Origin of the sequence: Sphingomonas kyungheensis (assembly GCF_037120395.1) — a bacterium.
GTDB classification, from domain to species: Bacteria; Pseudomonadota; Alphaproteobacteria; order Sphingomonadales; family Sphingomonadaceae; genus Sphingomonas; species Sphingomonas kyungheensis.
Genome location: NZ_JBBBDM010000003.1, coordinates 546,451 through 562,262, shown reverse-complemented (window position 1 = coordinate 562,262; position 15,812 = coordinate 546,451). Strand labels below are relative to the sequence as shown.

Below are 15,812 nucleotides of genomic sequence, written 5' to 3'. Positions count from 1 at the left end.
TCAGCCCGGCGCGGAGCCGGTCTCCGGATCGAACGCCGGATTGGTGAAGTCGAGCGGCTCGGGCGTGATCCGTGCGGGCGGCGTCGCGCTCTCCGCCCAGGCGCGGCACAGCATGTCGCGCAGCATCGCCGCCCCCGCGCCGGTGCGTTCGTAGACGAGCGCGCGCACGTCCGGATCGGCGAAATCGTGGAAGCCGTTGCGCTGTTCGAGCCGGTAGACCTCCTCCATCCGGTTGCCGGCGGTATCGAGGAAGGCGAGGATCGCGTCGAACATGTCGCCGGTGCGATGGCCGGGCGTGCCGAGCCGCGGCGCGATGTCCGCCACGGTCAGCTTCATGCCGTCGACGAAGCCGCTTTCGAAGCGGCCGTGGATCGAACGGTCGGTCGTATAATGCCGTGGATTGGGGCCGCGCCAGCCGTCGCTGTTGACGGAATCGTGCAACGGTTGCGCGCCGTCGCCGATATAATGGCCGAGGCGGATGACGTCGAAGGCGCAATGCTGTTCGGCGAAGGCGGGGTCGCCGCCGGTCGCCTGCGCGGCACGGACCTGGCGCATGCAGACGATGATCCGCTGATAGGCCTCCATCGCCGCATAGGGCAGGGTGCCGGTCCAGCGTACGTTGGTGCGCGCCGCGGTGGCGGGGTCGCTCGCCTTGATCGCCTCATAGCGTTTGAACAGCGCGATCACGAAGGCGTAGCGCGAGCGCGGGATCGGTTTGAGGAAGGCGAATTGCTCGCGGAACCAGCCGTGGTTCGGGTCCTCCTCGATCTTGGCGAAATTCTCCGCATTGTTGCGCCAGCTGTCGGGCAGCGCGGCGGAGGCGGCGATATAATCGACGTGGCGGCGCAGGAAGACCGGGCCATCGGCGGGAATCGCCTCGATCGCGGCGCGGTCGATCACCGCATGCGCGGTGCCGCCCCAGGCGAAGGCCGGGGTGGGCAGCAGCGCGAACGCGAGGGCGAGGAGGGCGGGGCGCATCGGCAGGCTCCGGGTCAGGGATCGAGCGGGTCGCGCGGGTCGATCCGCAGCGACGACGGCGAGGGGCGGAATTCGACTTCGGTCGGCGACAGCCGTGCACCGATGCGGCCCGGCATGTAGCCGAGCTCGCTCTGATTGCGCTGTGCGAAGGCGGCGCTGGTGATCATCTCGCTTTGCCCGGGATTGCAGACGATCAGCGCCTCGCGATCGAAGGGCGCACCGACCGCGGCGAGCAGCCGCGCGGCATTACGCAAATTGGTGGTGGTGTGCCGCGCATAGGGCTCGATCAGGATCGCGTCGGCGGGAATGCCATAGCGGTCGATCAGCGCCTGACGCATCTGCTCGGCCTCGGTGAAGCGCGTCGCGCGCGGATGGGCGCGGCCGCCGGTGACGATGATCGTCGCGATATCGCCGCGCGCGAACCGCTCGGCGGCGAGGCGGATATGGTATTTGCCATAGGGGCTGAGCGGCATGTCGGGCGTTTCCGGCCCGACGCCGGTGAGGATCAGCGCGGTATAGTGCCAGCGTGTCCAGTCCAGCCGCCTCGCGCGCGCGGTCGCCGCGGCGTTGCGCCCGCCGGTGAGCGGGTCGAAGCCGATCGCGTCGGTCCGGTCGCTACCGTCGAGCAGGGCGAGCGCGAAGTCGACGCTGGGGTCGATCGCCTGCGCCGATCGCGCCCGCGGGGTCCGCGCCAGCCAATCGGCGGCCTGCACCCGCGCGCGCAGTTCGAGCGGATCGATCGGTCCGGCGCCGTCGATCTGCGGATAACGCGGCACCTGCGCTAAGCCGTAATCGCGCAGGATCGTGTTGATCCCGCCCGTCTCGCGCAGCGCCTGGGCCGCCGCGCCGTCATCGGCATGGCTGAGCCCGGCGGGCAGCGCGGCGGCGAGCGTCGCGCTCTCCTCCGGCGTCCAGACCAGCGCCTGCACCAGGCAGGCGAGGTCCGCGGTGCAGGCGGTACGCCGCGCCGCACGGCCGGCGAGCATCGCGGCGATCTGCGGCTGCGCCGTCAGCCGGGCGGTGGCGGCCGGATCGGCGCCGACCGCGTCGAGCAGCGGGAACAGCCGCGCCGACAGCGCCGCGGTGACGCGATCGCCGACCGGCGCCTGCGTCACGGCCTGCGGCGCGCCGGCGACGGCCGGTGTCGCCAGCATCAGCGCGGCCGCCAGCGCGGCCCGCCTCACCACGACCGACCGACGACGAGGCGGACGTTGCGGCCGAAGATCGGCCGGCCATAAATGGCTTCGGGGCTGCCCTGGCCGCTGACCTGATCGGTGCGCGTATTGCCCTCGGTCAGGCCATGCGCGTTGAACAGATTGTCGCCGACCACCTGCAACTGCCAGCTGCCGTGCCGCACGGTCACACCCGCGCCGGTCGTGCCATAAGCGGGCAGCGCCGTGCGATTGTAGAAGTCGACATAGCGCTTCCCCATATAGGTGTAGCGGCCGTAGAGCGAGATCGCATTGTCCCCAAGATCGAAGTCGAAGCTCGGGCGGATGTTGCCGTAGATCTTGGGCTGGCGGATGATCTGCTTGCCCTCGGCGAGGGCGGGGTCGGCGCCGTTGGCGTTCTGGAAGTTGCGATAGGTCGGATCGCTGACGGTGAGCGCGCCGTTGAGCATGAACCATTTGGTCACCGCCAGCGCACCGTCGAACTCGACGCCCTTGACCTTCGCCTTGCCGATGAACGGCACGTTGACGTCGTTGCGTCCGGTCGTCGGGTCGAAGGCGAGGAAGGAGGCGTTGAGCGGATCGAAATTGGTATAGAAGCCGGTGACGTAGAGGTAGGACCGGCCGGCGGCGAGCTTGAGCCCCGCCTCATATTGGTTGGCGATTGTGGTGATGATCGTCGGGTTGATGCTCATCACCGTCTGCACGCTCGGCGGCGTTTCGAGGTGTGCGGCGCGGCCATAGATGCCGATATGGCGGTTGAAGTCGTAATTGGCGCCGACCGTCCAGTTGGTCGCATGCGTGCGCAGCCGCTGGTTGAGGATGCCGCCGGTGAAGGCGCGCGTCGAATCATCGGCGAGCGTCGTCGGGTCGCCGAGATTGGCCGCGCCGGTGAGCAGCGCATAGCCCTTGTAGCTATAGCCTTCGTAGCGGATGCCCGCGTCGATGCGCAGGCCGGGGATGATCTCCCACGTGTCGTTGGCGAACACCGCCGCCATCTTGGCGTCCGAGTCGCCCTGGGTCAGCGTCGCGGCATAGTTGAGCGCACCATTGTCGGTGACGCGGCCGATCCGCGCGCCGGCGGCATTATAGGCGACGAGATCGAGCAGGCGCGGGCGGCTCGCCACCTCGATCAGATAGTTCTGATAGATCGTGCGGCTGTCCTCACCGTACAGGCTGCCATAGACGCCGAGCTTGAGGTCGTGGCTGCCGATCGGCGTGTCGAACTTCTTGGCGACCGACAGATTGGCCTGGTTCGAATAGAAGCGCGAGCGCACGTCGCGATACTGGCCCTGCATGACGAGACCGGAGGCGGCGGCGGGATCGTAGATGGTGTTGGTGCCGGCGAGGACATAGCCGAACGAGGCGACCGGGCCGAAGGCCGCGGCGGCCTTGCTCGCATAGCTGCTCGGGAAGGCGGTCGCATCGGCCGGATTGGTGGTCGAATAGAAAGCGGTGAAGTCGAGCCGCCCCATGGTGAAGCCCGCCTTGGCGGAAACCAGCCAGCCGTCGAATTCGGCATCATATTGCGTGCCGATGTTGACCATCCGCATATGCCGGCCGTCGCCGAGGTCGCTCGCCTCGTTCTGCACGACGCCGGCGCCGTTGCGATAGCGCAGATCGACGTTGCGCAGCGCCGGCGAATTGAGCGTGCCGCTGAAATAATCGATGTAGCGATCCAGCGACACCGCCGGGTTGCGCGGATCGGCGGTCGGGATCGGCAGATAGAAGACGTTGTGATCGTTGACGTAGTTGACGCTCAGCCGCAGCGAGCCGTTGGCGAGGTCGTGCTTGATGTTGGCGCGGAACTGGCCGCCCTTGTCATTGGGGAAGCCGTTGTCGCGATAGCCGTCGTGATAGCGGACGAAGCCGCCGAGCGCATAATAGGTATCGTTGCCGAGCGGGCCGGACTGGACGACGTCGCCACGATAGAGGCCGGTGTCGCCGAGCGTCAGCTGCGCCTTGCCGCGCACCGTGTCGCGCCCGGTCACCTCGATCGCGTTGACGATCGCACCCGAATAGCTGGCATAGATCGGCGCCGGGCCGCCGCGCACCACCTCGACCCGCTCGGTCATCAGATCGGGCTTGAGGATGGCGTCGCCGCGGAAGAAGACGCCGTCATTCTCGTGGAACAGCGGCAGGCCATCCTGCTGGAAGCTGACGAAGCCGCCGTCATTGGGCAGGCCGCGGATGCGGTAGATGTTCTGCACCTCGCCGCCGGTGATCTCGGTCTGGAAACCGGGAAGCTGGCCGATCAGGTCGGCGAAATTGACCGGCGCGATCTTCTCGATATCGGTCTGCGTCACCGTGTTGATCGCATAGGAGGCATCGAAGCGGCGCTGCGCGCGCGTCGATCCTGTGACGATGATGTCGCGATCCGCAGGCTCGGGCGTGGTCGCGCCGCTCTGCTCGGCCGGTGCGGCGGCGGTGTCGGCGGGTGCGCTGGTCTGCGCGGTGGCAGGCGCGGCGAGCGCGACCGACAGCGATGCGAGCGCCGAGCCGGCGGCGAGAGCGGATGTCAACATAAGGCCCCATTGATGATGATCGTCTGATCGGTGCCGCCGTTGCGGCGTGCAGGGGCTCTTTGGTCATTGTTTGTGACATTTCCGCGCAATCACGCGGAAAAAGTCGGGCGGCGCAGGATCTTCACCCGCGCCGCCGGTCACCGTTCAATAACGGATCGCGTCGAAGTCGCTCGCGTCATGCCGTTCGCGCAAGGTGGCGGCGGGATCGCCGTTCACCTTGTTGACGATTCGTCCGCGCCGCACCGCGTCGCGCGCGCTGAGCTCCGCATGCCAGCGGCGCAGGTTGGGGTAATCGTCGAGCGACAGGAAGGTGCGCGCCGAATAGATGTCGTCGAACAGGCCGCCGTACCAGGGGAAGATCGCCATGTCGGCGATCGTGTAGGTGTCGCCGACCATGTAGCGTCGCTCGGCGAGGTGCGTGTCGAGCACGTGGAGCTGGCGCTTGGTTTCCATCGCATAGCGGTCGATCGCATATTGGATGCGGAACGGCGCATAGGCGTAGAAATGGCCGAAGCCGCCGCCGAGGAACGGTGCCGATCCCATCTGCCACATCAGCCAGTTCATCGTCTGCGCCCGCGCCTGTGCGTCGCGCGGCAGGAAGGCGTCGAACTTCTCGGCGAGGTAGAAGAGGATCGAGCCGCTCTCGAACAGCGGGATCGCCGGATCGACCGAGCGATCGAGCAGCGCCGGGATCTTCGAATTGGGATTGAGCGCGACGAAGCCGCTGCCGAACTGGTCGCCCTTGGCGATCTCGATCAGCCAGGCGTCATATTCGGCGCCGCTGTGGCCGGCGGCGAGCAGCTCTTCGAGCAGGATCGTCACCTTCTGGCCGTTCGGCGTCGCTAGCGAATAGAGCTGGAGCGGATGCTTGCCGACCGGCAGCGCGCGCTCGTGCGTCGCGCCGGATATCGGGCGGTTGATGCTGGCGAATTGACCACCGTTGCCGGGCTCCCACGTCCACACCTGGGGCGGGACATAGCCGGCGGGCTGATTGGCGGATGCGTCGTCGCTCATCGTGATCTCCTTTGCTCCCTTGATAGGAAGCGGTGGAGCGGTTCGCAAAGCGTCACGCCGGATGCGAGCGGAGCAGCGCGAGGCCGAAGCCGACGAAGATCACCGCGGTGACGCGGTTGAACGCCCGCTTGACCCGCGGCGCGGCGAGATGCGCGGCGAGCGAGCGCCCGCCGAGCGCATAGACGCCGTACCAGAAGCATTCGAGCGCGGCGAAGGTGACGACGAGGATCGCGAACTGCGGCGCCTGCGGCGCGACGCGGGTGACGAACTGCGGCAGGAAGGCCGCGGCGAACAGGATCAGCTTGGGGTTGCTGATGCCGATCGCGAAGCCGCCGCGGAACAGCGCCGCGAGCGAGACGGTGCGGGGCAATTGCGCCGCGCCGACGTCGATCGGTGCGACCTCCGCCCGCCACGCCCGCCAGCCGAGGTAGAGCAGATAGGCGACGCCGGCATAGCGCAGCAGCGTGAACGCGCCGGGCACCGCCAGCAGCAGCGTGGTGAGGCCCGCGGCGGAGGCGGCGAGCACCAGCACGAGGGCGGTCAGGCACCCCGCCATCGCCGCGACGCTGCGCCGGGCGCCGAGCTCGACGCTGCGCGACAGGATATGCAGCATGTTCGGGCCCGGCGTCCCGCACAGCAGGAACACCGCGCCGACGAACAGCCACCAATGATGCAAGGTCATGCGCCGCTCCCTCCGGGGCCGACGCCTATAGCGCCCAGTCGAGCTGGAGCCATAGCTTGCGCGTATCGACAGCGAAACGGTCGGCGCGATAGTCGGCATAGCGCAGGCCGGCGACGGTATGGCCGATCGTCGCCTGAGCGAGCAGGTCGATCTCATTGCCGTAATGGCGGCTCAGCCGGTCGCTGTCGAAACGGTGGTAGATCGCCTGCACGCTGACTGCGCGCAGGCCGGCCAGCCGGGGCCAGCTCCAGCCGGCGCTGCCATAAGCGTCGCAGACTCCGTCGGCCGGGGTGGTGGTGAACTTGTCCGCCCAGCCCTGGAACTTGAACACCGAGGCGACCGGCGTCTGGAAGCTCGCCAGCGCCGCGCCGCGGCTGCGTCCGCGTCCGGCGCCGAGCACCTCGTAGCCGCCGCCGAGCTTCGGCCCGGCGAGATCGAGCGCGACGTCGGCGAGCCAGTAATCGGCGGCATAGGCGTTGGGGTTGCGGTGATAGTCGGATTGCCGCGCGTGGCTGGCGCTCCAGGCGAGCGTCGTGCCGCCGATGCGGCGCGAGCCGACGAGGCGCGCGCCATAGGTCTGGCTCGACAGGCGATAGCCCTGGACGAGCCGCTCGTCCTGATCGACGAGATAGCCGAAGCCGGTCAGCGTGCCGACCGGCGTCGCGACGCCCAGCGTCGCGAAGACGTTGTCGCCGGCGACCGCCTGCTGCCGCGCACCGGCGCCGTCGATCCCCCAGATCGTGCGGACGCTCCACGCATAGGTCAGGTCCGCCTTGACGCCGCGCAGCGGTCTGAGCTCGGCGCGCACGGCGTCGAACGTCTGGCCGTTGTTGCGGAAGCCGGCGGCACCGACGAAACGCTCGTCGTCGATCTGCAACCGCTGGCGTCCCGCGGTCACGGTCAACGGATCGCTGCGATATTGCAGCTGGGCGCGGTAGAGCGCGATGTTCTGCGGATCGCCGATCTGCGGACGCTGCGTCGCCGATCCGTGCAACCCGTCATAATAATCGCCGACGATCGCGAGATTGCCCTGCGCCTCGGCCAGCGCGGTCCAGGCGCCGCGCTTCGCCTGCACGCCGGCGCGGATCCGCGCGGTCACCGCATCGGAGCTGTCGGGCAGGCCGTCCTGCACGACATGCTCTTCGCGCAGCCGCGCCTCGACCAGCGGCGTCAGCGTCTGTGCCGCCGCCGGCATCGCGATCCCCGCCAGCACCGGCAGCGCGCAGGTTAAAGTGATGCGTCTCAACGCCTTAGTTCCCCTATCTGCTCGTCCGCCGCCCCTAGCGTCGCGAGGGCGTGCGCGGCCAGAGCGGCGATGTTACAAAAGATGGCCCGGGCGGCGATCGCGATGGGCGCCGCGGCACGGGCTCCGCCGCGATATAGATTTTCTTCGCCCGCAAACTCAGCCCGACCGGTCTATGCTGCGCTGCACGCGTAATAGCGCACCAGTCCAAGGGGTTGTTTGTGACGATCATCAGCGAACTATTGCTCGCGGCAAGCTCCGCCGCGCTCGCCGCCCAGGCTGCGCCGGCGCCGGCCGGTCAGGAGCAGCCGCCCGCGATCGATCAGGCCGCGCAGGCCGCGCCGGTCGCCGATGCCGCGGCTCAGCCGAACGAAAGCGACGATATCGTCGTCACCGGTACGCGCACCGCCGGCCGCAGCCGCCTCGACAGCGCCGCGCCGGTCGACGTGCTGAGTGGCGCGACGCTGCAGCGGCAGGGCACGACCGAACTCGCCAGCGCGCTCGCCGCCGTCGCGCCGTCGATCGATTTCCCGCGGCCGTCGGCGACCGACGGCACCGACGCGATCCGCCCGGCGACGCTGCGCGGCCTGTCACCCGACCAGACGCTGGTGCTGATCAACGGCATCCGCGGCCATGCCTCATCGCTGGTCAACACCAACGGCAGCATCGGCCGCGGTTCGGCGGCGGTCGATCTCAACACGGTGCCGACCGCCGCGCTCGACCGGATCGAAGTGCTGCGCGACGGCGCCTCGGCGCAATATGGCTCCGACGCGATCGCCGGCGTCGTCAACCTGCGCCTGCGCGAGGCACGCAGCGGCGGCGGCGCGTCGGTCACCTACGGCTTCTACGACACGCAGATCGACACCGCCAACAACCGGCGTAACGTGAAGGGCGAACATGCCGTCACCGCGAGCGGCTGGCAGGGGATCGGCTTCGGCGACGACGGCTTCATCACCGTGTCGGGCGAATATACCAAGCGCCAGCCGACCAACCGCGCCGATATCGACCTGCGCGTCGCGCCCAATCGCGTGACCGGCCGCTATGGCGATCCCGAGGTCGAGCAATATACCGGCTTCGTCAATGCCGGCACCTCGCTCACCGACAATCTCAAACTCTATGCGTTCGGCGGCTATCAGGATCGCGACAGCCGCAGCGCCGCCTTCCCGCGCATCAGCCCCGCGGCGCAGACGGCCGCCGCCGCCGCCACCCGCGCCCAGCTCGCGCTTGCCGGCTATGCCGACGGCTTCCTGCCGATCATCAACACCAAGTCGCGCGACATCAACTCGGCGGTCGGGCTGAAGGGTGACGTGTCCGGTTTCACGGTCGACCTGTCGCTGAGCTACGGCCGCAACAAGATCGACTATCGCACGCTCAACTCCGCCAATTATGCGTATGGCTCGGCAACGCCGCGCAGCTTCTACGACGGCGCGACGATCTACGACCAATATGTCGCCGGGCTCGACGTCAGCCGCCAGTTCGACGTCTTCCAGTCGCTGAACGTCGCCTTCGGGCTCGAAGGACGGCGCGAGGGCTATCGGATCGTCGCCGGCGAGCTTGCGTCCTACGGCTATCCGGCGGCGGGCACCGTCACCGGTGCTCTGGCGTCGGCGGCGCCCGGCGCGCAGGGCTTCGGCGGCTTCTCGCCGGACAACGAGACCAAGCGCAGCCGCCGCAACGGCAGCGCCTATCTCGACCTCGAAGCGCAGGTCACCGACAAGCTGCTGGTCGGCCTCGCCGGTCGGTTCGAGGATTATTCGGACTTCGGTTCGACGGTGAACGGCAAGGCCTCGCTCCGCTATGACCTGACGCGCTGGTTCGCGCTGCGCGGCACCGCCTCGACCGGCTTCCGCGCGCCGTCGCTCCAGCAGCAATATTTCACCCAGACCGCGTCGGTGGTGACCAACGGCGTGCCGATCCTCACCGGCACCTTCCCCTCGGTCAGTTCCGTCGGCAGCGCCCTCGGCGGCCTGCCGCTGCAGCCGGAGAAGTCGACCAACTTCTCGGTCGGCACGGTGATCCGCGCAGGCGGCTTCGACCTGACGGTCGACGGCTATCTCATCAAGATCCGTGACCAGATCGGCCTGTCGGAGAATATCCAGGCGACCGCCAGCACCCAGGTCGCGGCACTGCTTGCACCGTACAACGTCTCGGCAGCGCGCTTCTTCCTCAACGGCCTCGCCTCGACCACGCAGGGCATCGACGCGGTCGCGCATTACCGGCTCGCCACCGACGGCGCCGGCGCCTTCGACTTCACGCTCGCCGGCAACGTCAACACGATCGACGTCACCCGCGTGCCGACCTCGACCGCGACGCTCGATCCGGCACCGACCCTGTTCGCGCGCAGCCGCATCCTGACCCTCGAACAGGGGACGCCGGGCGAGAAGGTGACGGGGCAGATCGACTGGTCGCTCGACCGGCTCGGCGCGCTCGCCCGCGTGACCTATTACGGCGACGTCAACCAGCCCGGCACGCTCGCCAGCGGCACCGCCGACGTCCACACCGGCAAGCATGCGATCACCGACCTCGAACTGCGCTATGCCGCTCCCAAGGGCGCGCAGATCGGGCTCGGCGTCAGCAACCTGTTCGACGTCTATCCCGACCAAACGATCGCGGCGAACAACACGACCGGCGTGCTCGGCTTCCCGTCCTATTCGCCGTTCGGCTTCAACGGCCGCTATCTCTACGCCCGCGTCGGCCTCAACTGGTGAGGCGCGCGGGTTAGAGGCCCTCGCCGCCGACCCATTGCGCATGGGCGAGGCGGCGGGCCAGCGTCCAGTTCTGCTGACGGATGTCGGGGACGGCGACGACCTCCCACAGGCCACCGCGGGTCATCGGCCCGATGCAGAACACGCGCGGATCGGCCCGGCCGTCGGCGTCGATCACCTGCGACTGGGCATCGACGTCGAGGCCGATGCGCAGTGGATCGGGCCGGATCAGCCGCTGGCGCAGCAGGTCGCGCAGCAGCGGCTCGTCCGAGCGAAGCAGATCGCCCTGGGGGCCGGTGCAGTTGACGATCCGCGCGACGCGCGTCGTCGTCACCGCGTCGCTGCCGCGCGGTCGCCAGTGGAAGAGGGCGTGATCGCCGTCGGTCGCCGCTGCCACCGATTTGCCGGCGACGAAGTGCAGCCGCCCCGAGTCGCGCAACGCCGCGATCTTTGCGGCGACCGAGGGGGCGAGGCGATGGCGATGCACGTCCCAATAGGGGCGGAGGTGCCGCAGGAAGCGGCGGCGCGTCGCCGCATCCGCCGCGCCCCACATGATCTGCGTCATCGGTCGCAACGCGTCGACCGCGGCGCGCCAGCCGATCGCGGCGGCGCGGGTGCGGAGCTGCGCGACCTGCTGCGCGAGCCCGCCCGCGGGGCGTTCGCGTAGGCCCGGTTGCGCCGGCGTATCGGCATGCGCACGCGGCACCAGCCCGCGGCGCGACATGGCGACGATCTGCCCGGTGAAGCCGGCCGCATCGAGCAACAACGCCGCATCGATCGCGGTCAGCCCGGTGCCGATCAGCAGCACGCTGTCCTCCGCCGCCAGCCCCTCGCTGATATCGCCGGCCCAGGGGTCGGCGCGGTAGCAGCCCGGCGGCAGTGCGGCGGGATCGAGCCCGGGCGGCGTATGCGGCGGCAGATTGCCGATCGCCAGCACCGCGACATCGGCGGCGACATCGCGGCCGTCGTCGAGGCGCACCGTCACGCCGCCATCGTCCCGCGCCAGTCCGACGGCTTCCCCCTCGATCAGCGTCAGTCGCTTCGGATACGCGGCGACCGCGGCATCGAGCATCTCACGAAGATACGCGCCGTAGATGCGCCGCGACACGAAGGTGCGCGCATCGCCGAGCGCCTTGCCCTCCAGCCAGCGGACGAAATGGTCCGGATCGTCGGGGAGGGCGCTCATATTGCCGGCGCGGACGTTGAGCAGGTGATCCTGATGCGCGGCGCTATAGGCGACGCCGCGCGCCATCTGGGTCGGGCGGCGCTCGATCAGCGTCGCGCGCGGCCCGTCGTGCCGCATCAGGTTGATCGCGAGCAGGCTGCCCGAAAATCCGCCGCCGACGATCGCGACATGATCGCCCTGCACTTCGTCGCTCCACGTCTCGCTTGTCGTCACCGCCGGTCTCCTGTCCGCCGCCCGTAGGCGCTCGGCGGCGTCGCGGCAACGGGCCGGCGGTGGACATGCGCGGGGCCGGTGGCCATGGTGCGACAGAGACGGATGCAGCACGACGGAGCAGGGCAGGGACGGATGACGGTGACCATCGACGACCAGGGCCGCGACAGCGGCGCGGCGACGGTGCAGCGGCGCGCCGGTCGGCCGAGCCGTGAGGAAGCGCTGGCGATCGAGGCCTTGATCCTCGACGGCACGATCGATGCGATGCGCGACGCCCGCTATGCGACGCTGTCGATCGACGCGCTGGCGCAGGATATCGGCGTCACCAAGCAGACGATCTATCGCCGCTTCCCGAGCAAGGATGCGCTGATCGACGCGGCGATCCGGCGCAAGATGGACCAGCTCCACGCCTTCGCGCGCGATACCGCCAGCGCCGCTGCTGATCCGATCGAAAGCCTGCGCGCCTTCGCCCGCCATATGTTCGATATGATGCGCAAGCCCGAGAATGTCGGTCTTGCGATCTTCATCGATCATGCCTCGCTCACCGATGTCGCCTTCGCCCGCCGCCGTCAGCAATGGCACGTCATGCTGATGGAGCCGATGAAGACCGCGATCGCCACCGCCCAGGCGCAGGCGCGGCTCGCACCCGGCGATGTCGAGGTGATGGCCAATATGCTGTTCGATCTGCTCGCCGGGCCGGTCAACCGCATGCGCTATTGCGTCGCGCCCGACACGGCGCTCGCCGGGATGTGCGAGGACCGGGCGTTCTCCGCCCGCTTCGACGTGTTCCTGCGTCTCTACGCTCTGCCGCCGGATTGCTGCGCTGCAATAAAATAAAGGAACCGGGCGGTATTGTAATCGTTCAGGATCGCAGCCTAAGGGCAGCGCCCCGCGTCACTCATTGTGCGCGCGTCCCGTGTCGAGAGTTCCGCATGACCACCGCCGCCCTGCTGCCAGACGTGTCGACCGAACGCGGCTTTGTCGCGGCGATCGACGCGGTGCTTCCCGCGCTGCGCCGCTATGCGCGGCAGCTCAGCCGCGATCAGGGCGACGGTGACGATCTGGTGCAGGAGACGATGGTCCGCGCCTGGGCGGCGCGCAGCCGCTTCCAGCCGGGCACCAACTTCCGCGCCTGGCTGTTCCGTATCCTGCGCAACCTGTTCCTCAGCGGTCGTCGCCGCGCCGGTCGCAGCGTATCGTGGAATCCGGCGGTCGACGACGACCGGCTGGTCACGCCGGCGGATCAGGAATCGGGCGTGATGCTCGCCGATCTCGATGCGGCGCTCGACAGCATCACGCCGGGGCAGGCCGAGGCGCTGGTCCTCGTCGCACAGGAGGGGCTGTCGTATGAAGAGGCGGCGCTGCGGCTCGGCGTGCCGATGGGCACGGTGCGCAGCCGCGTCTTCCGCGCCCGCGCCGCGGTGATCGACCGGCTCGGCGGCAGCATGCCGGTCGCGTCGCTCCCCACGCCGGTCGTGGCGGCGTCGGCGGGTCATGCCTATCAGCAATGGAAACAGGCCGGCACCGGCCTGATCGGCTGATCCGGCGCTAGGCGTTGGCGCCGTCGCCGAATGGCGGCGGCATCGTCACCCATTCGACCCGCTGCGGCACCGTGCCGAGGTCGATGCCTTCCTCCCGCATCCGTCGCAGCAGCGTCAGCAAGACGTTGCTGCGCGCCTCGCCGGTGCTGCGCGGGCTGGAGACATGGGCGAGGCAGTTGAAGACGATCCGCCCGTCGGCGATGCCGTCGACCAGCGCCACCGGGCCCGGCGTATCGAGCACCATCGGCTCGATCGCGAACGTCTCCAGCACGATCGTGCGGACCCGATCGGCGTCGGTGGCGATCGGCACCGAGAAGTGGATCTGGATCCGCCCCATCGGCCCGGCGAGCGTCTTGTTGAGCACCGACTTGGTGATGAGCTCCGAATTGGGGACGATCAGCGTCGAATGATCGGCGAGTTCGATCTCGGTCGAGCGCACGCTGATCCGCTTGACGTCACCCTCGTCGGTGCCGACCCGGATCAGGTCGCCGATCTTGATCGGCCGCTCGGCCAGCAGGATCAGGCCCGACACGAAATTGGAGGTGATCGCCTGCAGGCCGAAGCCGATACCGACCGACAGCGCCGAGAGCAGCAGCGCGATCCGCTCCATGCCGATACCGAGCGAGGCGAGCGCCCAGACAACGGCGAGCGCGATCGCCAGATAGCGCGCGACCAGCCGGATCGAGTTGCGCACGCTCATGTCGAGATCGGTGCTCGGCAGATAGCGCTGGTCGAGCCAGGCGGTGAACTGGCGCACCAGGAACAGGCCCAGCGCGAGTACCGCGACGAATTTCAGGATCGTCCCCGGCGATATGGCGATGCCGCCGACGGTGACGCCGCGCGCCAGCCCGCCGACCCGGTCGAGCAGCGACCCGAACCCCGCGCCGAACGGGTAGAGCAGCAGCCCGAGCGCGACGACGATCACGGCGAGCCGCAGCACCGCCGACAGCAGCACGCCGAACTGATCGACCGCGCTGCCGCCGATCCCCATGCCGTGGCGCAGCGTCAGCCCAATGCGGCTGTCCCGCTGGAACAGACTGGTGGCGACATCGTCGATCACCACCATCAGCAGATAGGTGCTGACCGCGAGCAATGTCGCCCACAGCACCGCCTGCACGGTGACGATCGCCAGCCCGATATAGCCGATCAGCAAGGCGATGGCGGCGCCGGCGACGACCAGCCACAGCGCCAGCGTAATCGCGCCGACCCCCGCGCTCGCCGCCGCTTCCGCCGCGCTCTCGCCGTCGGCCGCCTCGGCGGCGCGCAGCCGGCCGATGACGATCAGCGTGCCGGCGATCAGTATGAGGTGGAGGATGATCTCGATCACCTGCGTCGTCACCAGCGCGGTCGGGCTCACCCCGGCCGCGGTGTTGAACGCATTGACGAGGATGACGAAGAAGGTCAGCGCCGCGCAGCCCCAGGCGACCGGACGCAGCGCCGCCGCCGTCGCGTCGGTCAGCGCCACCACCCGCCAGGACGGCTGCCGCGCCATCAGGAACGCTGCACCGACCGCGGCGATCAGGCCGCTGAACCCGGCGGCGGCGACGAGCGCGTCGGCGAGCCCGTTCCACGACGGCGCGAGCAGCGACGACCAGCGCAGCCCCTGGACGAACAGGAAGGCGGCCCCCATCGGCATCACCGTGCCGACGAACACCCGCCACAGGGCATTGGCGGAGCGGCGGACGCGATGCCCCGGCGCATCGGCCACCAGATAGCGCTGGCCGAGCCGCCGCAACGCCTGCCGCACCGGCAGCAGCAGCGCGAGCGCCGCGAGGCCGCCGAGCAGCGCGCCGATCGGGAAACCGCCGCGCAGGCCAATCTGCACCTGCGACCAGCCGCGCCCGACGAAGCTCGACACGCGCCGTCCGTCACGGGGCAGCGCCGAGACGATGTCGCTCCAGAAATGCGGCGAAAGCGGCGAGGGCGTCCGCGCGGCGATGCGCTGGTTGATCTCTTCCGCCTGCGTCTCGTCGATCTCGGTGACGAGCTGTCCCGCCTCGACGGTGACGAGCTGACCGCGCTTGACCTTCGAATCGAGCGAACTGCGCGCCTGCGCGAGCAAACGACGTTCGGCGCGGATGTCGGGAGCCTCGACGACGCCGGCGACCGGCGGCCCGAGCCCGGCGATACGCGCGTCGATCAGCGCGAGCTGGTCGCGGAGCTGTTCGGCCGCGTCGCGCGCATCGCTCTGCGCACCGAGCGCCTGGTCGCGCAACTTGCCGCGCGTCTCGCGATCGACCTTGGTGTCGAGCGCCTTGTCGACCGCATCGAGCGCCGCCTCGGCGGCGGCGAGCTGCTTCGTCGCGGCATCGACCGGCGAAGTCTGGGCGGCGGCGGGGAGGGCGAGCGCCAGCATTACCAACGCCAGCAAACCGATCCACCACCGCCGCGCCAATGCCGTCATCACGCCCTCCGTTCGATCGTCCGTCTACGGAGAGATGAGCGACAAAGCGAGGGATCGAACAGCGCAGGGCTCCGATCCGTGCCCGGCCCGGCCAACCACCCAAGTCCAGCCCCCGCAGATGCGATCGGCGAGCTATCCCGCCTCTCGATTGCCGT

Annotated in this window: 11 protein-coding genes; 3 read left to right on the top strand and 8 right to left on the bottom strand. The window is 69.2% G+C overall.

Annotated elements, in window-relative coordinates; genetic code table 11:
• From V8201_RS10425 to V8201_RS10400, 6 genes are all read right to left on the bottom strand, one after another.
• Entirely contained in the window at positions 1-978 is a 978-nt protein-coding gene (locus V8201_RS10425; RefSeq protein ID WP_336545230.1) for a phospholipase C/P1 nuclease family protein, read from the bottom strand.
• Positions 979-992: 14 nt separating this feature from the next.
• Complete coding sequence (locus V8201_RS10420; RefSeq protein ID WP_336545229.1) at positions 993-2,162, bottom strand: YdcF family protein; 1,170 nt, start codon at positions 2,160-2,162, stop codon at positions 993-995.
• Complete coding sequence (locus V8201_RS10415) at positions 2,159-4,672, bottom strand: TonB-dependent receptor (RefSeq protein WP_336545228.1); 2,514 nt, start codon at positions 4,670-4,672, stop codon at positions 2,159-2,161. The genes V8201_RS10420 and V8201_RS10415 overlap by 4 nt, the downstream gene beginning before the upstream one ends.
• Before the next feature lie 144 nt (positions 4,673-4,816).
• Positions 4,817-5,686: a glutathione-dependent disulfide-bond oxidoreductase gene (gene yghU, locus V8201_RS10410; RefSeq protein ID WP_336545227.1), complete on the bottom strand. Its 870-nt coding sequence runs from the start codon at positions 5,684-5,686 to the stop codon at positions 4,817-4,819.
• Between the two features lie 52 nt (positions 5,687-5,738).
• A complete protein-coding gene (locus tag V8201_RS10405; protein WP_336545226.1) occupies positions 5,739-6,368 on the bottom strand; it encodes a LysE family translocator in 630 nt (209 codons plus the stop codon).
• A 25-nt stretch (positions 6,369-6,393) separates the two neighbouring features.
• The gene (locus V8201_RS10400; protein ID WP_373276473.1) at positions 6,394-7,614 is read right to left on the bottom strand and encodes an alginate export family protein; all 1,221 of its coding nucleotides are present in this window, start codon (positions 7,612-7,614) and stop codon (positions 6,394-6,396) included.
• Positions 7,615-7,832: 218 nt separating this feature from the next.
• Between V8201_RS10400 and V8201_RS10395 the strand changes: the two genes are divergently transcribed.
• Entirely contained in the window at positions 7,833-10,319 is a 2,487-nt protein-coding gene (locus V8201_RS10395; RefSeq protein ID WP_336545225.1) for a TonB-dependent receptor plug domain-containing protein, read from the top strand.
• 10 nt (positions 10,320-10,329) lie between these two features.
• Here the strand turns inward: V8201_RS10395 and V8201_RS10390 are convergent, their stop codons facing one another.
• A complete protein-coding gene (locus V8201_RS10390) occupies positions 10,330-11,715 on the bottom strand; it encodes an FAD/NAD(P)-binding protein (RefSeq protein WP_336545224.1) in 1,386 nt (461 codons plus the stop codon).
• A gap of 132 nt (positions 11,716-11,847) precedes the next feature.
• Between V8201_RS10390 and V8201_RS10385 the strand changes: the two genes are divergently transcribed.
• Both V8201_RS10385 and V8201_RS10380 read left to right on the top strand, forming a co-directional pair.
• Positions 11,848-12,549, top strand: a complete 702-nt coding sequence (locus tag V8201_RS10385) for a TetR/AcrR family transcriptional regulator (RefSeq protein ID WP_336545223.1) — start codon at positions 11,848-11,850, stop codon at positions 12,547-12,549.
• Positions 12,550-12,644: 95 nt separating this feature from the next.
• Positions 12,645-13,253, top strand: a complete 609-nt coding sequence (locus tag V8201_RS10380; RefSeq protein WP_051583478.1) for an RNA polymerase sigma factor — start codon at positions 12,645-12,647, stop codon at positions 13,251-13,253.
• 7 nt (positions 13,254-13,260) lie between these two features.
• On the opposite strand, the gene V8201_RS10375 is transcribed toward V8201_RS10380, so the two are convergent.
• A complete protein-coding gene (locus V8201_RS10375) occupies positions 13,261-15,657 on the bottom strand; it encodes a DUF3772 domain-containing protein (RefSeq protein ID WP_336545222.1) in 2,397 nt (798 codons plus the stop codon).
• Positions 15,658-15,812 lie beyond the last annotated feature (155 nt).

Excerpts from the sequence above, each read along its gene's own strand:
- V8201_RS10425 (WP_336545230.1), bottom strand. The coding sequence starts at position 978 with ATGCGCCCCGCCCTCCTCGCCCTCGCGTTCGCGCTGCTGCCCACCCCG.
- V8201_RS10415 (WP_336545228.1), bottom strand. The coding sequence starts at position 4,672 with ATGTTGACATCCGCTCTCGCCGCCGGCTCGGCGCTCGCATCGCTGTCG.
- yghU (WP_336545227.1), bottom strand. The coding sequence starts at position 5,686 with ATGAGCGACGACGCATCCGCCAATCAGCCCGCCGGCTATGTCCCGCCC.
- V8201_RS10405 (WP_336545226.1), bottom strand. The coding sequence starts at position 6,368 with ATGACCTTGCATCATTGGTGGCTGTTCGTCGGCGCGGTGTTCCTGCTG.
- V8201_RS10385 (WP_336545223.1), top strand. The coding sequence starts at position 11,848 with ATGACGGTGACCATCGACGACCAGGGCCGCGACAGCGGCGCGGCGACG.
- V8201_RS10380 (WP_051583478.1), top strand. The coding sequence starts at position 12,645 with ATGACCACCGCCGCCCTGCTGCCAGACGTGTCGACCGAACGCGGCTTT.
- V8201_RS10375 (WP_336545222.1), bottom strand. The coding sequence starts at position 15,657 with ATGACGGCATTGGCGCGGCGGTGGTGGATCGGTTTGCTGGCGTTGGTA.